19 protein-coding genes and 1 riboswitch are annotated in these 22,261 nt (G+C 36.6%); of the genes, 8 read left to right on the top strand and 11 right to left on the bottom strand.

The window, feature by feature from the left end; translation table 11 throughout:
* Positions 1 to 438: 438 nt before the first annotated feature.
* The 3 genes from QUG14_RS20155 to QUG14_RS20145 all read left to right on the top strand — a co-directional run bounded on the left by QUG14_RS20155 (position 439) and on the right by QUG14_RS20145 (position 1,937).
* Positions 439 to 969, top strand: a complete 531-nt coding sequence (locus tag QUG14_RS20155; protein WP_289342221.1) for a competence protein ComK — start codon at positions 439 to 441, stop codon at positions 967 to 969.
* A 100-nt stretch (positions 970 to 1,069) separates the two neighbouring features.
* Complete coding sequence (locus tag QUG14_RS20150; protein WP_289342220.1) at positions 1,070 to 1,291, top strand: helix-turn-helix domain-containing protein; 222 nt, start codon at positions 1,070 to 1,072, stop codon at positions 1,289 to 1,291.
* 271 nt (positions 1,292 to 1,562) lie between these two features.
* Complete coding sequence (locus QUG14_RS20145; RefSeq protein WP_289342219.1) at positions 1,563 to 1,937, top strand: hypothetical protein; 375 nt, start codon at positions 1,563 to 1,565, stop codon at positions 1,935 to 1,937.
* A gap of 524 nt (positions 1,938 to 2,461) precedes the next feature.
* Here the strand turns inward: QUG14_RS20145 and QUG14_RS20140 are convergent.
* Positions 2,462 to 3,124 (bottom strand): DNA-binding response regulator, encoded by a 663-nt coding sequence (locus tag QUG14_RS20140; protein WP_289342218.1) that lies wholly within the window; start codon positions 3,122 to 3,124, stop codon positions 2,462 to 2,464.
* 974 nt (positions 3,125 to 4,098) lie between these two features.
* Between QUG14_RS20140 and QUG14_RS20135 the strand changes: the two genes are divergently transcribed.
* Positions 4,099 to 4,542 carry a GNAT family N-acetyltransferase gene (locus QUG14_RS20135; RefSeq protein ID WP_289342217.1) on the top strand — a complete coding sequence of 148 codons (444 nt, stop codon included), beginning with the start codon at positions 4,099 to 4,101 and terminating at the stop codon, positions 4,540 to 4,542.
* A gap of 391 nt (positions 4,543 to 4,933) precedes the next feature.
* Here QUG14_RS20135 and QUG14_RS20130 read toward each other — a convergent pair whose 3' ends face one another.
* From QUG14_RS20130 to QUG14_RS20095, 8 genes are all read right to left on the bottom strand, one after another.
* Positions 4,934 to 5,788, bottom strand: coding sequence for an MBL fold metallo-hydrolase (locus QUG14_RS20130; protein WP_289342216.1), 855 nt, complete (start codon positions 5,786 to 5,788; stop codon positions 4,934 to 4,936).
* A 276-nt stretch (positions 5,789 to 6,064) separates the two neighbouring features.
* Positions 6,065 to 6,232 (bottom strand): acyltransferase, encoded by a 168-nt coding sequence (locus tag QUG14_RS20125; RefSeq protein ID WP_289342215.1) that lies wholly within the window; start codon positions 6,230 to 6,232, stop codon positions 6,065 to 6,067.
* An 875-nt stretch (positions 6,233 to 7,107) separates the two neighbouring features.
* A complete protein-coding gene (locus QUG14_RS20120; RefSeq protein WP_289342214.1) occupies positions 7,108 to 8,007 on the bottom strand; it encodes a glycine-rich domain-containing protein in 900 nt (299 codons plus the stop codon).
* Between the two features lie 88 nt (positions 8,008 to 8,095).
* Entirely contained in the window at positions 8,096 to 8,893 is a 798-nt protein-coding gene (locus QUG14_RS20115) for a lipid II flippase family protein (RefSeq protein WP_289344194.1), read from the bottom strand.
* Between the two features lie 176 nt (positions 8,894 to 9,069).
* Positions 9,070 to 11,157, bottom strand: coding sequence for a HAMP domain-containing sensor histidine kinase (locus tag QUG14_RS20110; protein ID WP_289342213.1), 2,088 nt, complete (start codon positions 11,155 to 11,157; stop codon positions 9,070 to 9,072).
* Entirely contained in the window at positions 11,132 to 11,818 is a 687-nt protein-coding gene (locus QUG14_RS20105) for a response regulator transcription factor (RefSeq protein WP_289342212.1), read from the bottom strand. The genes QUG14_RS20110 and QUG14_RS20105 overlap by 26 nt, the downstream gene beginning before the upstream one ends.
* Positions 11,819 to 12,418: 600 nt before the next feature.
* The gene (locus tag QUG14_RS20100) at positions 12,419 to 13,297 is read right to left on the bottom strand and encodes an aldose 1-epimerase family protein (RefSeq protein WP_289342211.1); all 879 of its coding nucleotides are present in this window, start codon (positions 13,295 to 13,297) and stop codon (positions 12,419 to 12,421) included.
* 536 nt (positions 13,298 to 13,833) lie between these two features.
* Positions 13,834 to 14,259: a transposase gene (locus tag QUG14_RS20095; protein ID WP_289342210.1), complete on the bottom strand. Its 426-nt coding sequence runs from the start codon at positions 14,257 to 14,259 to the stop codon at positions 13,834 to 13,836.
* Positions 14,260 to 14,461: 202 nt separating this feature from the next.
* Between QUG14_RS20095 and QUG14_RS20090 the strand changes: the two genes are divergently transcribed.
* On the top strand, positions 14,462 to 14,872 hold the full coding sequence (locus tag QUG14_RS20090; protein WP_289342209.1) for a small multi-drug export protein: 411 nt from the start codon (positions 14,462 to 14,464) through the stop codon (positions 14,870 to 14,872).
* Between the two features lie 388 nt (positions 14,873 to 15,260).
* On the opposite strand, the gene QUG14_RS20085 is transcribed toward QUG14_RS20090, so the two are convergent.
* Positions 15,261 to 16,001 carry a class I SAM-dependent methyltransferase gene (locus QUG14_RS20085; RefSeq protein WP_289344193.1) on the bottom strand — a complete coding sequence of 247 codons (741 nt, stop codon included), beginning with the start codon at positions 15,999 to 16,001 and terminating at the stop codon, positions 15,261 to 15,263.
* Between the two features lie 330 nt (positions 16,002 to 16,331).
* Positions 16,332 to 16,415, top strand: a riboswitch (cyclic di-GMP riboswitch).
* A gap of 24 nt (positions 16,416 to 16,439) precedes the next feature.
* Between QUG14_RS20085 and QUG14_RS20080 the strand changes: the two genes are divergently transcribed.
* The 3 genes from QUG14_RS20080 to QUG14_RS20070 all read left to right on the top strand — a co-directional run bounded on the left by QUG14_RS20080 (position 16,440) and on the right by QUG14_RS20070 (position 19,414).
* Positions 16,440 to 18,458, top strand: a complete 2,019-nt coding sequence (locus QUG14_RS20080) for a PxKF domain-containing protein (RefSeq protein WP_289342208.1) — start codon at positions 16,440 to 16,442, stop codon at positions 18,456 to 18,458.
* A gap of 386 nt (positions 18,459 to 18,844) precedes the next feature.
* Positions 18,845 to 19,207, top strand: coding sequence for a hypothetical protein (locus tag QUG14_RS20075; RefSeq protein WP_289342207.1), 363 nt, complete (start codon positions 18,845 to 18,847; stop codon positions 19,205 to 19,207).
* Between the two features lie 18 nt (positions 19,208 to 19,225).
* A complete protein-coding gene (locus QUG14_RS20070) occupies positions 19,226 to 19,414 on the top strand; it encodes a hypothetical protein (RefSeq protein ID WP_289342206.1) in 189 nt (62 codons plus the stop codon).
* Between the two features lie 943 nt (positions 19,415 to 20,357).
* On the opposite strand, the gene QUG14_RS20065 is transcribed toward QUG14_RS20070, so the two are convergent.
* A complete protein-coding gene (locus QUG14_RS20065; protein ID WP_289342205.1) occupies positions 20,358 to 22,052 on the bottom strand; it encodes a vWA domain-containing protein in 1,695 nt (564 codons plus the stop codon).
* Positions 22,053 to 22,261 lie beyond the last annotated feature (209 nt).

The raw sequence follows: 22,261 nt of genomic DNA, 5'->3' as shown, positions 1-22,261 counted from the left end.
GCGGTACGAAACTGCCTGAATTAAATTATATTATTGGCATTATTCGACATAATTGGACTAGTTTCACAAAATATCCACTAATGGTACGCATTAGCGGTAGAAATACTATATTAATAAATGGTATTTTTTGATTAACGGTTTAAATAATGGTTAATAGTTAGAAAAACACTTCTAGAATCACTTTTCCGGCAAAATTCTGATTCCCTTCATTAGTTAAATCACTAACGCACCTCATTATTACAAGGCTAGACCGCCACTCCCGTTACCAGTTTTTATGACCTTCTCAACTTGTATTCATACATAGATAGCATCTGTATTCACTTCCATCATAGATTCGCAGATTCATTTTTTGGAGAGGAGCGTAATTAGAACGCTGGACCATTATCGAACAGTTATCAAAAACTAAACTCAATATGATGAAATTCAGGAGTGATTTGTTTGATTATTGAAAATCATTACGTTATTAATCAGCATATGATGTACATGTTTGGGTTAATGGATCGAAATGCAAAATTATGTACCCTAGTAAGAGAGTTCCACCGTGTTTTCATCGTTGATCGCTCACCATTGGAAATAATAGACGACAGTCTTAGAAGTATCGGATTTAATTTAAAGGGTGCCATGGAAACGGCCAAAATCATCATTGAGAACAAGGCGATGTGCCCGGTCATGCTCAACCATATACATAACATATGTGTCTTTCCCGATAAATCCCACAAACATGAAGATACGATTTGGTTTAATCCTTGCCATATCTTAAGAACCCATAGCATTAAACGAAAAACACAGATAGAGTTTCGAAATAAGCTATTACTCATGATCGATTCGAAACTATTTTCTTTTAATCACAAGTTGAAATCAGCCGAGCAGTTAAGCAGAATCACCATTGAAAATGCCAATAACCCGCAATCCTATATCATTTACCCACCAAAGAGGGTTAGGAAAAGGAAATCCAAAACCAAGAAGTAGTGGCTCCAGTATCATTATGAAAAACTAGGTTTATCCACTTATTCTGATTTATTAACTACACAAAAAATAACCAATAAAAATGGCTGGGCAAAGGAGAACTATGAATACAATCGTTGTTGTAAAATTAAAAACGCTACTTATGGAAAAAGGGATCACAACAAGAGAACTATCCCGTCGCACTGATTTGCGTCATGCCACAATAAGTGAATTGGCGAACCAAAAAAGGCTCAGTGCCCACTTTCCTCATCTGGCAAGTATAGCTCATGCTCTAGATATTGAAGATATGAATCAAATCATTACGTTTGAAAAAATCGAGGACTAATTTATAAATCATTCGTTGCATTATATTCTGAGGATAACGAACCTGGGAAAACATAGCCCAGTTCGTTATTTTTCTTACTTTGCATTTCCGGTCAGGCTTCGTCATTAATTATTCAATTTCGAATGAAAAACACCTGACCATTTTCTTCTTTTTTTAATATATAAACAATGAAGGGATTTTAATAAAAGGAAGGCAGTGGTTGAAGATGGCTAGGGATAGAATGATATGTACTGATTTTTGGAGCAATCCGATTCTTTTAGGAGAGGCGAATATGACCACGGAGGATAAGTATTTTTACATATATCTACTTACGAATCCACATACAAATGAAATAGGGATCTATCAAATTTCGAAAAAATTAATGGCTTTTGAATTGAATTATTCAATTGAACATGTTCATTTGTTACTGGAACGATTCATCGAGCATCACAAGTTGATTCGTTACAATCCTGAGAAAAGAGAGCTCGCGATTAAAAACTGGGGGAAACATAACCATTATAAGGTCAGTAAACCGGTGTTAGATTGTATTTTCTCCGAATTAAAGGATGTTGAGGACCCCTCACTCATTCCATTTGTTTCGGAGTCCATTCAAAATCAGGAAATCCGCAGCCTATATGAATCTTTTGGTGAACACACGAACGAATGAGAAGATGAAAATGGTAGAATCTTAAATTATAGGAGGCAATTTAAAAAGGTATTTCCTTGTAAAGCTGTTGGAGGATATGGACAATGTCTTAAGAAGTTACTCTGAACCATCCTTATGCTTCCAACGGGCGCGGGATGGTTTTCTCGTTTTCCAGTCCATTCATCTAACAGTATGCGAAACTACCAGCACAATTCCCTTCAGACTTCCTGGAGAAAGGAGAAAAGTCGACAAGCACCCGACCCAACAATATTCAATTGCAACAACGACATTCTATCACCATTTAGCAATCTAACAACCCAATCTTAGCCTCAATGGAGTAACCAACTAAAGGAAAATAAGCGGAGGTTTTCCGGTTAATTGCGAAATGGAGCCCGTTTCGGGATAAATAAGCGGAGGTTTTCCGCTTATGCAAAGCAAAATCCTCCCATTTGCATGTTTTTCGAATAAATAGGCGGAATCTCTCCGTCTATTTAAGCTAGTTTTAATGCTATTTACTAATTAAGCGGAATTTCTCCGCCTATTTATTAGATCGGATGCTTAACCTGATCCCCTAATCGATAAGAGCGGACCCTCTTGACCCCAGATGCGGGAACCAGCAGCTTTTTATCGACTAGTTGAGAAAGTACCTTTTTTAATGTCTTGTCACTTAACTTCAAATACCTCTCGACTTCGATAGGGGATATGGCTTCTCCCTTTCGTATCGCTAGCCGAAGCACTTCCTTTTCGAGAAAGGACAGAGATGTCTGGTCCAGTTCATCACCCACCCATCGGCCAATCACTTGCTGAACAATCTGTTGGCATCGACGAGGCTTCTCATTCACTTGATCATAAGAAAAACGGATCACGGTCCATCCGTCAATCACCAACTGGTTTTGACGTTCCAGGTTGTCTGAAAATTGCCATCTGCTTATGTTCTTTAGATGAGGGCCATACCCGTCGACCTCAAGACAAATCCGGATGGCTGGGCGAATATAAGCAAAATCCAAATACCTTTTGCCATCTTTAAAATCATCGACTTCATACTCTGGATGAAGATACCGAAAGTGGGAAAATGAGGGCCACCACACTTGCCTCAAAAACAACATTTCAGCCTGGTTGTGACCTTCTTGCAAGCGCCGTAACCGTTCACCGGTTCTTGCCTGCACGTGAGTATCCAAAAAGGCCTGGTATTCTTCTTCAAATCCCATAGAATCCCTCTCCTATCTAATGGTCATGTCTGTTACGAATATAGAAAACATAAACAACACGGGCATTTAATAGCATACATAATAGATGCCATTTATTCATTTGAACTTCGGAATTAATGAGTGTAACGTAGAGGTTTAATCTGACTTCAATTGGAGAATTGTAAACGACATAAATAGACTTGCGGAGTAACTTGAGGATAGAACTATTTTTAGTTTAATAGAATTCTTGCCTTTGTCAATCCATTTTCTTTATCTTAAGGAACTCATTAGACTCTCCCACCTTGAACGAGAGGGATTGGGTAGAAACTCCAATTGAGGAAACCGTACTAGTAAAATAAGCGGAGATTTTCCGGCTAATTATAGAATAGAGCTCGTTTCTGGGTAAATAAGCGGAGGTTTTCCGCTTATTTAAAGCAAAATCCCCTATTTTCACCTGTTTTTGAGTCAATAGGCTGAATCTCTCCGTCTATTTAGGCTAGTTTTTATTTTATTTAGTAATTAAGCGGAATTTTTCCGTCTATTTATCGGTTCGGGTGGATATTCATGAGATGCTAGGTCTTGATCCGGTCTATTCGGTATCAATTAGGATTAATATAATACTTTTAGCGGTTAGTTGATCAAGGTACACGAGCACTTGCGAAGGTCTTATAGACTGGTAACATTATGTTTCTTTAGGAAAGCTTGCAGCACATTTCTTACAAGTTATTTTTTTCTTAAATTAATGGAAAGAACATCAAGAATCAAGAAAAGAGCTGCCCTATTCGGACAGCTCTAATGAAATATTACTAGCAACTTGCTAAGGAGTAGCAAGCTACACTTTTATTATCGACTACAAATCTAGAAATGGCTAGCCTTTATATTGAAATTAACCTTGTTAAATTATGGAATAATATATTAGAGTTGAATAATAAAAGTAGTATAAAAAAGTCATTTATTTAATAATAATTTTATGCAAGTAGAAAGGATAGATACAAATGTTATATTTAAAGACGATTACAAAGGATAATTGGTTGAAGGCTATATCGCTTCGTGTCCGAGAAGACCAAGTGAAATTTGTAGCATCCAATGCAGTATCACTGGCCCAGTTAAATTTTCTTGAGAATTTCCATGCAAACGGAATCTACGATGACGATGAAATGATAGGTTTCACACTCTATGGAATTCACGAGGAAGACCATGAATATTGGATTTATCGCATGATGATTGATCAAAATCATCAAGAAAAAGGATATGGAAAGCAGGCAATCCAACTGGTTATAGATGATATTCGGAAAATAAAAGAAGATCACCATCAAACCATCACACTTTCATATGAACCAAGTAATGAACACGCAAAGCGCATCTACGAAAAAATGGGCTTTGTTGAAATAAATGGGCTCATTCTTCATGGTGAACAGGTGGCTCGATTTAGGTTTTAAGATCGTTTTTACTAGTTCCTTTTTCGACAATATTCATCCAACTTAGGCGGAACAAACTCCAGTTTGGCAGCATTTAATACCACTCTAATCAAACGTTTGATTAGAACTTATTCAACTAATCAATCGTTTGATTAAATTGTACGTAAGCCCTTTTAGCAAACGAACTTTTGCCTGTTTTGAATAAAATAATTGTCGTATTAGATTCCCGACCATTAAGAGTAATCTTCCAAACCGACAATAGAAACTAGCAAAATCCAAATAGTAACAAATAAAAACAATTGTCAAATCAACTAATCGTTTGATTAAAAGTGGAACAATCCCTTTTGGTAAGCGATATTTTGTCTATTTTCTTAAAATTAATTGTCGTAAAAAACGTGTATGTTTCGTGACATCACTTTTGTGACTTCTTCTGATTCCCATTAACAAAGTTTTGGATATACTCAAGTTGTTCTTCGGTCGGGGATTCCTTCCGGACCTCAGTAAAAGGAGCAACAGCTTTATCAAGAGAAACCTCTTTATCCACAATTTTTCCGATACTAGTTAGATCATCAAAGAATCTCCACATTTCTTCGTGTGATTGCGGATTTTGGTGCCCGGTTATATAAGTATCAACATCGTATTTTTTAATTTTGTCTAATAGGATCACAAGTTCATCCAGGTCATAACTCCATTCACCGCTATAAAAGTCCTGATAAATGCAATCTCCCAGAAACATTACCTTTTCATTTGGAACATAAATAATCGATGAATCCTGCGCATGGACACCCCCAACATGCTCAACAATACAGGTTACACCGCCCAAATCAATCTCCATTTTATTCGTAATGGTTAGCTCCGGCAGCTTCAATTCCAAATGGTCTCGGTTAGGCATTTCACGTTTGATCATGTCTCGACAAAACTCAATTTCCTCACCCGTCTCCACTCGTGCATCTAATGAGGCATCATCCCATTTTAGCGTTTGCAAATACTCTAACGTCTTCTTCGTCTCTTCATGACTAATGGTGATGAATCCCATCGTTTTCATACCAAAAATATGATCCCAATGCCAGTGTGTAAGGATCACAAACTTTACAGGCGGTTTATCCATTTTATCCACTAACTCGAGAAAATCCCTTGCATGTGCAGGTGAATTTCCGGAATCAACGATGACACTAAAGGAATCCCCACAAATCAAGCCCAAAGCAGGACGATCTGTTTCCGAATAATGCGGCATATAATACACTCTATTTGTTAGTTGTTTCAACATTTAAATTGCCTTCTCTCGTATTCTTATAATGAATATTCCATTATCCTAATGTCTACAGAATTATGATACCAACAATGCTCATTTTAATTCATGGCAGGTGCATCCTTGGGAATGGAACAGAATGTGAAGGATTCAATATTCCTATGTTTTTTAAGAAAAAATTAAACCGCTGAAGTCTTTGCTCCAGCGGTTAACAAAATTATGGTACATATATTTTAGTTTTTAAATATTAAATCCCGTATCTTATAAGGGTGTGTAAGTAGAACTAATTTCAATCTATTCAAACGTCTGCACATCACCACAAAAGGCACACGCTCTTCCCAGGTTCTTTTTAGTAACTGGGTCTCGATAGTAGGTTTCATAGTCTCCACAAACGGAACAATCTACTTCATGTATCACTTCTCTTGGTCCGAGTAAACAATCTAATAGAGTTTCAAAACTCATACTAGTACCACCTCTTTATTATCTTTTATTTTCACTTTAACTTTTGTTAGATAAAAATATGGTTTAATCTTGTAGAATGGCTAAAAAAAGATATCGACAAATATTTCCACCAAGTTACTATGGAATTGAAGAAGAACACCCGAGTAATAGGCATTACTTACCACACTTTTTACTTGTTACTCCTCTCGACATTTTCCCTTCTACAAAAGAGGAATAAACTTTGGTATCGCAGTATTTAAAGCTAATTTAATCAGTCGTTTGGTTAAAACTAAATTAACTATTCAATCGTTTGATTAAATTCCCTATAAACTCTATTATCAAACGCTTTTTACTTACATTTATGAGAAGTAGTTGCCGTATTAAAGTGGGGATTCTAAGAAATTTTCTTCAATACTGATAATAAAAACTACCAAACTACAAGTTCCTACAAATAAAAGCATTTGTTATACCAACTAATCGTTTGATTAAAAGCGTCCGAAACCCTTTTATAAATGAAGTTTTACCTTTATTCTAGTAATGTTTTTGTCGAGGAAAGCGCTTGAAGTTTTCTAATAGATGTTACAGCTATGTAAAAAATATGATTTGGAATAGTGATTATCGCCAACAACATTCCCAAACAAAAAAATACCTTTGATTTATAAAATCAAAGGTCAAAGGATGGACTTAGTGGTCAAGGCTAAGTCCTATTTAGGAGGTCTAAACTCAGAAGAATTTAAACTATCACTAGAGTAACACGATGTGAATATTTATACAACAAAATAATTATTTATGCAAGCGCTGTCTTTTTTGGGTTCTAGGATAAATTTCTGGTGAGAATATTTCTCCTACGAATTTTTACGTTATAACATTGATTTTAACGGTTCCACTTTCTATCATTAATCCCCACCACCACCACAGCTTGAGCAGGAGCTACAGGAAGAAGAGGAGCTACAGGAAGAAGAGGAGCTGGCCGACCCGCAACTTGTACAACTTGATGAACTACCACTGCTAATTTTCATGTAACTTGAAAATTCTTCATAATGAAAATAAGAAACAGATAGGACAGGAACAAGCATATTGTTAAATTTTTGCTCCCTTTTGCTTTTTCTCATTTTTTCGTGTATTTCACTTTTTTGATAATCTTTTATCTGATTTGCTGTTTTCTTCATGGAAGAGATAAGCGAGAGTACAGCAGTACTATATTTTGTATCTCTTCTAAAATATCTATCTATCAGTTCAGCTTCTGGCAAATTTCTAAACTCTTCAATGATACTGGGATGCACAGGGTATCTAAAAAATCCTTTATATAGGTGGATATTCTCTTTTCTTATCAGAAAAAGCTCCGCATACACCCAATCAAAAAATCCTCGTAAATCAGGGTCCGGCGCTACCTTTACATTTGGACTGTGATGAAGAATACTTCCTTGGTAATTCTTAGAAAAATCATCATACTCACGGGTGAACATGAGCATCTGATGCCACAGTTCATCGACTTTCTCGCTAAACATGGGAGACTCTTTTAAAAGAGAAGCCAAAATAAAGTAACGCTTTAAATCCAGTAGCCGCCACTCGTACTCGTTTTCTAATAACTTATTCTCTTTCCTTACCCTCGCTTCAACGTTTTCCAGATAACTTTTACTAAGCGATTCCTCCAGGTGATCACTTACCTTTTTTAACCCTTTAATTGGAGTTATCTCCAATGATGATTTTGGAGGTAAACCAAATGTAAAGGAGAGTTTTTTACTTAAAAATAAAATAAACCAAATAACAACTGCAAGCAGGAGTAACCAAGCCATCGAATCCCCCCTATTTCTCTATTTATCACTAATACGAATTTCTTTATAGAAGGTTCCATATTTTGCAATTTTTTAAAAGCTTCCGATCTTATCCAATGATCCCACTTACCCAGGAGATGAACCAAGCAGAAGGAAGCAGCAAAAGATGGGCGAGTAAGGTACCAAAAAACCTTGCAATCATTAACCAAGCATAGGTCTTCGCTATTTCATCTGCTCCATTTTCTTTATTCATGGCACGTTCGGTCATTAACGCGATTTGAGGGTCTAATAAAAGCGTTAAAAGAATGGTTGCAAATCCATTGACGACACCGGTTGCCATGTTGGCAGTTGTACCGTGTTCTGGATTTAATATCGAAGCGTATAAAGCTGCCAATACCCCAGTGGTATAAATGGCAGTTACCACCATATTAATGAGCATAATGCGTTTTGGAATTCCGCCAATCCGAAGTATATGTATCATTTCAAACCTTGGACGTCTTACATATGAACTTGTTCTCTTTAATTTATAAATATTCGATGTTTTCATTAAAGCGATGGCCGATCCGTCTATTTCCAAGCGTTCAATCATTAACATCGCTAGGCGTGCACCCGTTGGATAAAAGAATAGTGCGAGCAATGTACCAATTGAAGCTGAAAATAATATGAGATGGAATATCGCTAGTACATCAATGGTAGGATCTACTTTCGCTCTATCAACGATTACACCAATAATGGGAGCTTGAAACATATTAGAAGTACGAGCAATGAGTAAAACGATCCCAGTAAGTGACAACGCAACAGCAATTTTCTTTAGTCTGATGCCCCCTAAACGAATTCCATAGGTCAGCGTCTCGGTTGCGTGGATAATGATGGTTAAGATAATAATAATGATTAATTGTACTGTCAATTTGTTCACCGTCTATCTCTTGTTTTATAACCTGTCCCATATTATACCAATCTACTTGTTATTACTAAACCTTTTTTTCTTCCTGACAATCCAAAATTTAGCCACAAAAAAAAAGAATAGGACATCGCTACGATATCCTATTCCCAGTCCTTTTCCTTTGTTAAAAACGGTATGATTCACGCATTTTTATTTTTATATTTAGGTAAAGAGATCATCGACTTAAATAAATCTCCATCGACTTGAATGGTGAATTTCCCCTTTTGGATTTCAATGAGGCTTTTCGCAATCGATAGCCCCAACCCGCTTCCATTACTAGATCTAGATTCATCCCCTCTTTTAAAACGCTCCATTAATTCGTCTGCTGAAATATTTAACTCATACGCTGAAATGTTCTTGAAGGTGAGAAGAATATCGTTCCCTGTATCTTCGATATCGATGTAGACCCGCGACCCTTTGATAGCATATTTGAATATATTGGATAATACATTCTCGATGGACCTCCACAAAAGTTTTCCATCAGCTGTAACAAATACCTTATCCTTAGGAGGATTTAACTTAAATTCCAACTCCGAGTCTTCAATTTTATCATTAAGTTCTCCTAAACCTTGAGTAACTAAAGATACGATATCGATTTGTGTTAAATGAACCGGAATATTTCCGCTCGAAGCCTTTGCTGCATCAAACAAATCATCTGTTAGTATCTTTAGCCTTTTCGATTTTTGATCCAGTACATCGATATATTGTTCTATCTTTGAAGGATCCTTTTCTCTTTTCAATAGATCAACATAGGTGATAATTGAAGTCAAAGGTGTTCGAATGTCATGAGACACATTGGTGATGAGTTCGGTTTTTAAACGCTCACTTTTGAGTTCACTGTTAACTGCTTTTTTCAACCCATCCGTGATACTGTTTATATTGGAGGCAAGTTTTGCAAACTCTCCCTTTCCCCCCACATCGATGCTATGCTGGATATCTCCATCCTTTATTTGCGCTACTCCTTCTTGTATGGCAGTAAACGACTTGACCCGCTTAAAGGCAAACCAAGCTGCAATTCCCAGGGTTACCGGAAACATGAAAAACGTCGCCGCAACCAATAATGGATATCCGATAACTAATAATACAGTCTTTACCCCAACACTTCCGCTATCATAGACATTTCTCACAAATGTAACCAACATATAAATCAGCCTAAAGATCAAGGTATGCTTTAAGAACGTTTTGTTCTTGAAATGCCTCACCTGTGATAGAACAAGCGCAAACCCTGCTGCTGCAATCGGGAGCGTAATCGGAAAGACCAATACATCCATATTTTCGATATTGACACTGTCCACTAGGCCAACCCAAAGAGCGATTAGGCACATGCATAGCACCAGATTTATATCATTATATATTTTATCTAGTGGGTTAGAGTGTACTTCTTTGTCTGTAAATGAGTTCCTCCCAATCACGAGTACTAAATATAGAAAGAAAAGGATAAATCCTCCTAAAAACGCTAAAAATTGATAAAAACTTTTTGTGGCGGTTTCTTTATGATCTTTCCACTCATTCATTTTAGAAGTTAAAAACTCCTTCGTAAAAGCAACATACACAACTTGGCTTTCTGGATCCAATTCTTCTATTCTTTCGTCAATTTGATAGAAGTGCTCATTCTCTTCTATTTCCTTTGGATAAATCTCTCTTTTATAACCATCAAACACGAGATATGAAGGATAGGTTTTATACTGTTCTTTTTCAACCTGGGTACGGTTCGTATAGACATTTACACCGTCACTGCCATAATACAAAGGGTTTTCAATCTCTTCTAGATTTTGTACAATGGAATGAAATTCTCTTAATTCATTCTTGATCAGTCTATCCCTTGCCAAAGAGATCTTATCTGCATACTCGGCTTTAAACTTTTCATAGTTTTCCGTTTCACCTAAATTAGGATTATAATTTCTGGAATTTACTTGAAAATCCGAATATAATTTTTCTTCTTCACTTCTTAATTCATCCTCGCTAATCGTCCCACCTTTTAAGATATGTTCCTCACTCTTATATTCCGTTAACAGCCGGGTTAGCTCGGCGATAATCGTTTCACTTTCCCGTACGTATGCACTGCTATGAAAGTAGTCTTCTTCAAAAACGATCCCAAAATCTCCATCATTAACGATTTCAACCTCTACAAATGCTTTGATGATACCTGTAAAACAGAGAATCATCATGATAAAAACAACAATCTTCGTTGTCAGTAAGTGACTATATTTTTTCAACTTTATATCCAACTCCCCACACCACCTTCAAATATTTTGGCTCTTTCGGATTAATCTCTATTTTTTCTCTGATTTTTCTTATATGAACGGTTACCGTATTTTCCGGGCTAAAGGCCGTTTCATTCCATACCTTCTCATAAATCTCCTCAATGGAGAAAACCCTTCCGGCGTTTGCAGTCAGAAGCTTTACGATCTTATATTGTACCGGTGTAAGGTGGACGATATCTCCATCGACGGTTATCGTTTTACTTTCATCATCGACCATTAGTCCCCCCGTTTTATATACATTACTCTTGGTTTCAAGCCCTCCTAAAGTTGTATATCTTCTCAGCTGTGATTTAACTCTCGCGATTAGCTCTAGTGGATTAAAAGGCTTGGTTATATAATCATCTGCTCCTATATTTAATCCTAAAATTTTGTCATAATCCTCAGATTTGGCCGAAAGCATGATCAATGGTATTTTATTATCTTCTCTAATCTTCATGGTAGCTCTTATTCCATCCATCCTAGGCATCATAATATCCATAATAATGAGATGGATCTCCTGATGATCGATGATTTCGATGGCCTCTATCCCGTCAAAAGCTTTGAATATTTGATAGCCTTCATTTTCTAAGTAAATTCCTATCGCATCAACAATTGCCTTATCATCATCACAGACCAATATGTTCATGAGTTCCACTCCTAACTATGTAGTTGATATCATATCTCCCCTTTATTTTTCGCTTCTAGGATCATGATACCCATGAAATCTTAACAAACACTTTATGTAAATCTTAAGATTTTCTTAGCATTAAAAAAAGCCAAGAAAAAAGCCAATTTCAGGTGGTGACTTGCAGAGAGAGAAACGATTAATGTAACAGCGAATGATGAAAGTTTTGGAGAAAATGTTCTGTGAAGGATTGTGCGCACTGGCAGACATCGTAGGATTTCGTAGGTTTTGAAGATCTATAAGTCGAATTAGAAGAAGAAATTCGGGCGTGGAGAATATGAAAAGGCATTTATATACTTCTTTAATTTGCTTTTGCATTATTTATTGGCTCCATAGATTAGCAATTTTAGATTAAATTGCGAAAATGGCCCTTCTACAAATTTATGGTAGGTTTCTTTCTGAGGTTAGGGAAAATGGGATAATATTTTTGTGGTGGTAATAAGGGGATTTACTGAGGCCTTTCTCAAAGGGAAAGAATAAGCAAGAAATTCGAAGCTATTTGAAAGAGGCTTTGGTAATAAACCAAGCCTCTTTCAACATGTATTTTAACAATTAACCCTTTTATTTAAATTTCAGTGTATATTCAGCTTGGAACGTTTCTCCTGCATCAAGCTTATTCACTCCAAACTTCTCCTTTAGGTTCCCTGTTATAGCATATGTATCTGCAATGCCGTACCAAGGCTCAATGCAAACAAACGGAGCGATTGTCCCATCTGTTTCCATATATTTCGACCAAATCCCGACAAACGGAAAACCTTGACAGATTACTTCTACACCATGATTTGACTGATTCGATACCAATGTGACTTTATCGATATTGCTGTAAATAAGGGCATCGTGGGCAAATAGAGAGTTTGTGAGTTGAATCGTTGAAAGATCATTTGCGGTCCCTTTCTCATGAATGAGGGAATTCTTTAGCTCATATTCCATCACCTTCTTATTTGCAGCAGGTGAAAAGTTCAAATGGAAATCTTCAATGGTTTCCTTTTCTACTAGTGGAACCTTAAATGCAGGATGTGCACCAATGGAAAAATACATCTCTTCCTTGTTTACATTCAGGAGTTGCCACTGAACAATCAGCGAGTCCTCCATGAGACTATATTGAATCATCGCTTTAAATTCGTAAGGATATACATGAGCGAAGGAGCCAAGAGACTCAAACACAAAAGAAACGGTTGTTGATGTCTGCTTAGCCACATCGAATTCAACGTCACGCAGAAAGCCATGCTGCGACATCTTGTAGGTCTGGCCATTCAATTGATATTGATCTTCCTTTAACCGTCCCACAATCGGAAATAAGACAGGAGATACTCGTCCCCAGTATGCCTCATCCCCTGTCCACATATAATCCAGCGCATTTTTCTTATGCGTCACTTTACGTAATTCTGCACCGAATCTTTCAATACCGACCTGCAACCAATCATTTTCAATGACAATCATCTTTTTTCCCTCAGTTCTTTGTTCTGGCAATTCATATTCTTATTATCCATATAGGCCCTTCATAAATCCTATTAATTAAATCTTTTATAAAAACATGAAACCCACGCTATCTAAACATCTGACCCAATAAATCCTGTATGACGTGTCTAAAATATATTTCCTGATTCCGTTAGGCAAATTGAAATAAGTACATTTTCAATTTCGAAGATTTTGTATCCAGAGTAACCATAAAGGCCCTATTATATTTCATATTTACTATTACTTGCTGTACGCTTCTTTCACTCTTTGGTAAGAGGAACCGATCAAGTCATTCACTGATATCATTTTGTGAAATTTAATAATTAAAGAATAAATAAAGATTAGCGAAGCTACTATTAGTATTATTATTTCTTCTGGTCCATTTATGCCTTTTTTTGTAATTTCAAGTATTTGTTTGATTAAGTCCTTTACATGTCCTCACTTGGTATGTTATTTCTCATATTTCACATAACTCCAGTAAATATCAAATAAATATATATAATCAGATCGTATTTTATTTAAAGTTGAGTAAGAATACTGGTAATACTTGAATCGACATAGGCAGTATAGCTACTCCACCGAAAGTCCTTAGGAGATTTCACCATTTTTGCTTCTACAGGGTTTAAATGAATATACCTTCCGCTGCCTTGAAAAACATGACCTACTAGGCGATGCCGTTTATTAAAATACATCGCGTATCTTGAATTAAGCATTTTCATTATATCTTTTGGATGGTGGTGGATGGTTTCTATTTGAAGGTGAATATGATTGGTCATATGACAATAGGTGTGGAGATGAAAAGAAAAATTACGACGGGCTTCTTCTAGGTATTGCCAATAAACTTCACGATCAAAATCGTCATAAAAAATAGCTGACCTCCGATTGCCCCGACTCGTAATATGATACTTCGCCACCGGAAACCAAACTCGCAGTTTTCTAGACAACTGTGCATAATACCTCTCATTCTATCTTTATTCATATCCCTATAAATATTCAACATTTTTCGCCATTATCCTCCTAATTCTGCAAAAATACTTACCAGAAAAACATTGAAAAGGCAGAAAGAACTTGCCCTACACCTTTTGTCATACTTTACCACGTTAAACTTTAGCTTAGTGGGGGTCTGACCCCAAAATCTCCTCAATTTTGCCTTTTCTGGATGTTTTTTATATTATTCCAATAGGTATTGTGTTGGAGATGTCACCTGTAGCCATTGGGATTATTGCCTTTTTAGGGAATTTTATTATGGTATTAGTATTTGCCATGTTTTTTAGACAAATTTCTGAATGGCGTAACAAACGGAGAGAAAAAAAGGGGAAATCAAAGCCTTCAAAAAGAGAAACTAGAGCCAGATATATTTGGGAGAAATACGGTCTTCCAGTGTTTGCTTTGCTTTCACCATCGTTACTTGGAACAGATATAGCTGCTTTAACAGCCCTATTGCTTGGTTCATCTAAAGTTAGAGTAATCACCTGGATGGGGATCAGTTTAATCCTTTGGTCATTTCTAATGACAGTTGGCTCTGTATACGGACTCCAATACATTACTTGGATATAAATAATAAACACATAGACACAAAACAAAAACTATTTATCTAGTCCGTAAATAGTTTTTTGTTGTAAGCTTTGATAGTAAAATAGTCTAAGAATAGCTGATTAATTACAACAACACTTTTCCCTCTGAAAAAGACTAAAAGGCAATTTATTAATCCTAGTCGATAAAAAATAATTGCTAGTTCGTCTAACCTGCTGTTACGTTAAGTACAGTTTTTCACAATATCCTCTATTTAATTTAACATAATCATCCATTTATATTTAAAGTGAGTTACTCAACTATATGGCCCGATTCATAAAGAAAGAGCGTAATTCTTTATGAAGAATTGCGCCCTATAATAGAGGATTAATCCAAGATATTCTTCTTGACGTTCAGTTATTTAAAAATCCTATCAGCTATTTTCTTTTTCTGCCGAGATCATTAAAAACATAGGTCTTCGGGTCTCATCTTTCATTCCAGGAATACTTTTTAACATTTCATCAGAAGGAACTGATTCCTTAACTGCTCTTATAATAAAACCAGTGTAAATTAAGTCATTTAAATATGTTGAAATCGTACGATGGTATTTTGTAACATTCTCATTTAAGAATGTTGTTTCACGCACTCCTTCTGTTTGATAGTTGTCTACTGGCCAATGCAGACGATTCCCTTGGTCATCATAATACCAATCTTGTTCATTTCGAGAAGTAAAAATTGGATGTTCAACTGAGAAAATGAAGCTTCCCCCAGGCATTAGACAATCATAAACTTTTTCGCAGATTGTTTTAAACGACTTAATATAGTGAAAAGCCAACGAACTGATGACCACATTAAATTGGGAGTTTGAAAAATCGATGTCTTCAATTGGCTCTTGTTTATACGAAATTAAAGGATCATTTGTCATTTCGCGGGCTCTTTGGATCATTTTATTAGATATATCTATACCGATTACAGAGCTTGCTTGCTGCTCACGAGCATATCGGCAATGCCAACCGAAGCCGCAACCTAAATCGAGTACCTTTTTATCTTTAAGATCTGGGATTAGTTCTTTTAATATATGCCATTCTCCAGCACCTTCAAGTCCTTTAACTGATCGTGTCATTTGTTCATACGCAGAAAAGAAAGTTGGATCATCATATTTATTTTGTTTCATCATTAATACATCTCCTATTTTAAGAATAGCCTTCCTAAAATTAACATTACATACATCTATTTTTAGAAAGGCTCAAGAGACTTTTTTGTTCTGATTGATTTCTTGATTGCGCACGCTTTAAATTATCTGGAGTAGGGGTCTGACCCCAAATCCGAGTTACTAACCCATTTTATACCTTGGAATATCAAATATTTGTCGATTGAAAGTTGCTTTTTGTCGAATGGAATTAGTACAAATTAACTATTGCCTAATATATACTATTTTTGTATAAATGTTGTTCGATATATCGAAGTGGCAACGGAAATTGTGTCAAAGCATCAAATAATTAATGCTTGTTTGGGAAGCGTTGAAATATAGCCTCTATCTGGACACTTGGGCTATATGGAGCTAATAGTGTAACCGGCCCTCTTAATTGCTATTTTGAGAGGAGAAAAATTAATGAAGAAAATCAGTTTTAGAAATGTATTAAGCAAAAAGGCCCTAAGTGCAGTTACTGCGTTGGCAATTTCAGGTTTGGTCCCAGCAGGAATTGCTTTAGCTGGTGAACTTGATATTACTTCTGAATTAGTTGCATCATCTTCTAATGTATATGTGGAACAAGGAGCAATCCAATCTTTTAATCTTATTGTAAAGTCGGATGGTAATGTGACAAATGCGAACGTTACTTTACCTACCAAATTTACAATAGCTGAAAATGGGAATATCACTACGAGCAATTCAGATACAGTAAACCTAGCTGGTAAGGACGATTCTGAAATTGTTCCTGTAACTATTCAAGTTGATTCTAACTTACAACCAGGAACATATTCATATACTTTTAATAGCGCTGATGTTTCCTTCACTAATATTAATACCACAGGAGCAAAGTTGGAAAATAAATCGGTTGATACTATTACTTTTGTTGTAACCAAGAAACAAGTACTAGATACAGCTGCTCCAGTAGTCACCGCTATTCCTGATAGGGATGCAAACACAAATGGCTGGTATAACCAAAATGTAAACGTTAACTTTCTTGCCGTTGATGAGGAAGGTGGTTCAGGTATTTTGCCAGGCTCAGTATCTGCACCTGTTACTTTTTCTACAGATGGAACCCATACTATCACAGGTACAGCAAGTGATATAGCTGGAAATATAGGTACTTCTTCACCAATTACAATAAAGCTTGATAAAACCATTCCTACTATTTCAGGAAACCCTGATAGACAAGCAAATTCTTTCGGTTGGTATAAGGATGATGTAACAGTTAGCTTTGATGCTGATGATGCATTATCTGGTGTAGCAAGTGTTACTGGTAACCAAACTCTTGGTGAAGGTGCAAATCAATCTGTTACTGGAACTGCAACAGACTATGCAGGTAACACGAGTGCTCCAGCAACTGTTTCTGGTATCAATATTGATAAGACTGCTCCTACTATTAACGGTAGCACAAACCTCACTCCGAATTCAGCAGGTTGGTACAATCAGGATGTAACAGTTAGCTTTTATGCGAACGATTCATTATCTGGTGTAGCAAGTGTTACAGGTGAACAAACTCTTGGTGAAGGTGCAAACCAATCTGTTACTGGTAATGCCACTGATAAGGCAGGGAATAATCAATCAGCAACTGTTTCTGGTATCAATATTGATAAAACTGCCCCTATAATTTCAGGAAGCCCTGATAGGGAAGCTAACTTAAACGGTTGGTATAATGATGACGTTGTTGTTACGTTTACTGCAAAAGATAACTTATCTGGTGTAGCAAGTTTCACACAGCCTGTTACCCTCAGTGAAGACGGTTTAAACAACTATGCTACCGGTACTGCAACAGACTATGCGGGTAATACTAGTACCCCAGCAACCGTATCTGGTCTAAAAATAGATAAGACAAAACCTGTCATTACTATTGGTGGTCTTACTCTTGAAAACGATGGAGTTGTTTCAAGCATTGGTACTTTTACGCTCAACCAACTTGCTACATGGTCTGCATCAGATACATTATCTGGTCTTGCAACTGAAGATAGCGGTACACTAAATACGGCAACAGTTGGTTTACACACCAAAACATTAACAGCAACCGACAAGGCTGGGAATACATTTGAAAAGACCATCGTATATAACGTTGTTTACAATTTCGGCGGTGTTCTACAACCAATTAACAGCAATGGTTCAAGCATATTTAAGGCTGGAAGCACAATCCCTGTGAAATTCCAATTAACAAATGCCCAGGGAACGTTTGTATCAACTGCTAATGCTACCATTTCGGTTAAAAAAGTAACAAATACAGTATTGGGTACTAATTACGAGGATGTACCTGTCATTAGTACACCTAATTCTGGGAATACTTTTAGATATGACTTTTCAGCTAGCCAATACATCTATAACCTAAGCACTAAGGGCTTATCATCAGGTTCATACATGATTACTATTGATCTACATGATGGATCTGAAGCTAAAATGGTTTGCTTTAGTTTAAAATAATTCCATAAAGAAGGCCGAGATATTTAGTGATCTCGGCTTTTTATAATACTTAAATCAATTTTTCAAATACATAAAAAACTATTTCGCGGTATTGGGTTCCAGTCACTCGAAATGTTGAAGGCTCATTTGCCATGAATATTTGCCGTTTTATTGTGATTCCCTTTTCCATTCTTTTGTCAGTTTGCGTACATCATTCCCATTTGAAACCAAAATGGCGATGGGAATTCTTAGCTGCTATCGTATCGTTCTTTTGCATGGGTGGTAGGATATATTTATGGGCGGACCTTTTGTTATTTACTTACTGGTAATAAGTATTTGGGTAATCCTTTTTAGGATGATAAATGCATATGGAGAAAAACAAATTTAGGAATTGAGGAGCTCGTACCATGACAGCAAAAGTTCTATGCAGCCTTTTCGCTTTAACATTTTTAATCGTAACAGGACAACCAGCCAAGGCAGAAATCAGGCTACTATCCGCAAAGGAAACTGTAATTGAAGAAGGAACCTACCTATACCCCGGGAATAAAGAAAAGGTATTTACTGAGACCATCGATCAATTTTATGAGGCATTAAGGAAAAGAAGTTATCCTGTTCATCAAGAATATTACAATAAGCATTATGCTTTTTACAATCATCATAAGAACAAACTCGGAAACATGGACAGTGCTCTTTTTAAAGACATGCCCGATGCATCCGTAAATTTCCGAAAAAAGATGCTATTCCAAGATGTAGAGAAACGATATTACTAAACTTGGGATGGTAATGGAATGGTTACCTCATATCCAGATATACAAATAAAATATCACCAAGCAATCAGTCCAGACCGACAAGTATACTTCTTCTTCTCATTCAAAGACACAGAAAAAAAATTCAAAGGAAAATGCTCCGTATACGACGTAGAAACCAAACAACTCATTGCTGGCGGAGAAGCTACCATTAATAGGAAAGTGCAGTAGCCAATGCTTTGGGGCGGTTGGACGGTTTTACTGGTTCAATCTTGGGACAATCATAGGAAAAAGGAGAGGTTCTCTTTTCGGCACTATACAAAAAAACCATGAGAACTGTCCCCTGTTGTTCGTATTTCAAATCTACCTAATTTTCCGCAAAGCTCGAAGAGCTAAAGATAAAATTATTTCTCACTACTTAACGGTATTCTACTATCTCTTCCTAGATAGTACCGCCCCTATCTTCTAACAACACCAATAAAAAAGCCATCAGAACCGTCCCCACGGTCGAGAGTAATAGTTCGGTTATTTTAGGGGCAGTAAAACTACTAATTTTCATTTAAGTCCGCAATCACCAAATGATACGACAAAGTCTGATAAAGATAATGCCAATTAAACGTTTGATTAAAACTACCTTTAACCCTTTAAATAAACGCACTTTGAATTGTTTTTCGAAAATTTTTTTGTCGAGGAAAAATACAGATTCTTAACGCTAGATTCCATAAAATTTTATCAAAGTGTAGATTATTACAATTGTTGACTTGGTATGACATGAATCGGTTTAATCAAGCGTTTGATTAGTATAGGGATGAATTAAGCAGCAACATGGATTCTCTTTAATAGTTACCCGCTAGGATTGTCGAGAAAATATTACCCAATCTTACTATTAGTTAGGTAACCAGAAATCCTTATGATTAGTTAAAATCCTCGGACATAATCCAACTTTCAGGGTATAATGTTCAAATATTTTGAAACAAGATAAATTAGGCGGTGGCAGGCACCATTCCTAAACGAAAAAAGAAGTGCTTTCTAACTAGTAGAGATAGCACTCCTTAATTAAGCCAAAATAAATGTCTTTTCACTAACCCTTTTATTTTTTATAAAAACATAATTTGGAATGGACCAAATTCCCCAATTTTTCTCTTTAGCAGAAGAAAGTAATCGTTACCTCTGTTTATTTTGATTGATCATGAGGAACCGTTACGGTTGCTGTTGCAATGGTTTCATTACATGCTTCGTCCTCTACTTTATACGTAATTGTATACACTCTATCTTCACCAAGACCTGATCTTTCCGCACGTAGTTTAAAAGCTCTGTCGTCAGTTCCAAACTCAGCGTCTGCATAATCAGGTTTTGTATTGCCATCACCAAGTCCATTTTCATCTTCATTGCTTGTAATTGAAACCAGTTGAATGGATTTAATGCCTGAACCTAGGTCATTTGCATCAATTGTCACCTTAATTGGAACGAGTTTGTGATTAGGCGCCCAAAGAACCGTTCGGTCAAGTTTTAGATCAACTGTCGGTTTCGTTTTATCAATGTTAAATGAAACCGATTTTTCAACCTCTATGTTGCCCGCTTTATCAAGGCTTTTGTACTTAATTTCGTAGGTGCCTTCTTCGCTAAAAGTTACTGGCGATCCATATGTCTTCCATGTTCCATCCGTTTGCCCATTGAATGTTACGAGATATTCTGTTCGATCAACTCCAGACTTATCATCCGTAGCATTTAACGTTAAACTAACATCCTTATTGTACCAGCCGTCCTGCTCACAGTCTTCTTCAGCTGTAAGAATCGCCTCTGTGACAGGTGGTTGCGTGTCACAGCCGGTAACATGTACAACAGGGCTTTGGAAATTAACCTGCTGCCCTTTTGCATCCGAGTAGGTTACAAGGTCATTAACCTGAAAATCCCCATCCCCGCTGCCATTATGTGTTATGGTATACGTTAGTGAAACGGTCTCAGAACTTAAAGTAGGGATAGCCCACTCTATATCGTTTCCAGATCCTTGGGATGTTCCTTTATTAGTACTTATATTGGATATGGTGAAATTACTATTTACCTTAGAATGAATGGAAATGTTTGTTGCAGCCGGAGTTACAATAGCTGCACCTATCCCTTTAAATATTTCATCCAGTTTGGTTGGATCTGGTGTAATGAACACATACTTGGCGTCTGGGTCAGTAGCCCAATTGTTTAACTGACTTACGTTTACGCTTCCTAATCCAATAGAATAAATCTCCATTCCCGCCGCTTTTGCAGCTGTTGCATCATCTGAAGGGTTTCCGCCTACTGTCGTCTGTCCATCAGTAAACATAATGATAATCTTTTTATTGGTCGGTACAGAAGCACTTAATTGCGATTTAGCCGCCTGAAAAGCTGATTCATGGTTTGTATTGCCGACTGCATTTAAACTATTAACCGCGCTCTTTAAATTAGTTGCATTTGTTGATAATGGCTGATTAACCGCAGCACTTTCAGCAAAACTTACAATACCCACACGACTCCCGTTTCCAATTGATCCATCCTTCTGTCCGTCTGACTCTTCATCGATAATATCGATAAACTTATTCGCAGCAGACTTCAAGCTAGTCATCGGAGTCCCAGCCATACTTCCTGAACGGTCTAGCACCAGCGTAACATCCACTGGATTTTGGGTAATTCCTGCTTGCCCTGTAAGATTCATCGTTACAACAGTTGATTCCTCACACTTAATAAACTCAGGTGACACACTACTATTACCGGTTACATTGGAAGAAGTTGCCCCGGCTATAGGACCCGCGCCGAACAAGGACAAAGAAGATACCATTGCCACCGCCATACTGCCTTTCATGATGATTTTCCATAAATTTCTAGAAGGTCTTTTCATCATTTTCCCCTTTCAATTCTTTAGTTTGACGAGGACGGTTTTGCTACTAACTAACCTTTAACCAAACAAGTAGGTATAGTCTAAGATTCAACGCCGCCTAGTTCTTTATAATGAATATTTTCTTCCTTAATAAAGTAGAACAGGCAGTATTTTTTAATTTTTTTATTTTCCTCCCATTTTTATAGACAGAGAGAAAAATGTTTTTCCTT

The organism is Neobacillus sp. CF12 (assembly GCF_030348765.1).
GTDB lineage: Bacteria > Bacillota > Bacilli > Bacillales > Cytobacillaceae > Neobacillus.
This window is presented reverse-complemented; position numbering and strand designations above follow the sequence as displayed.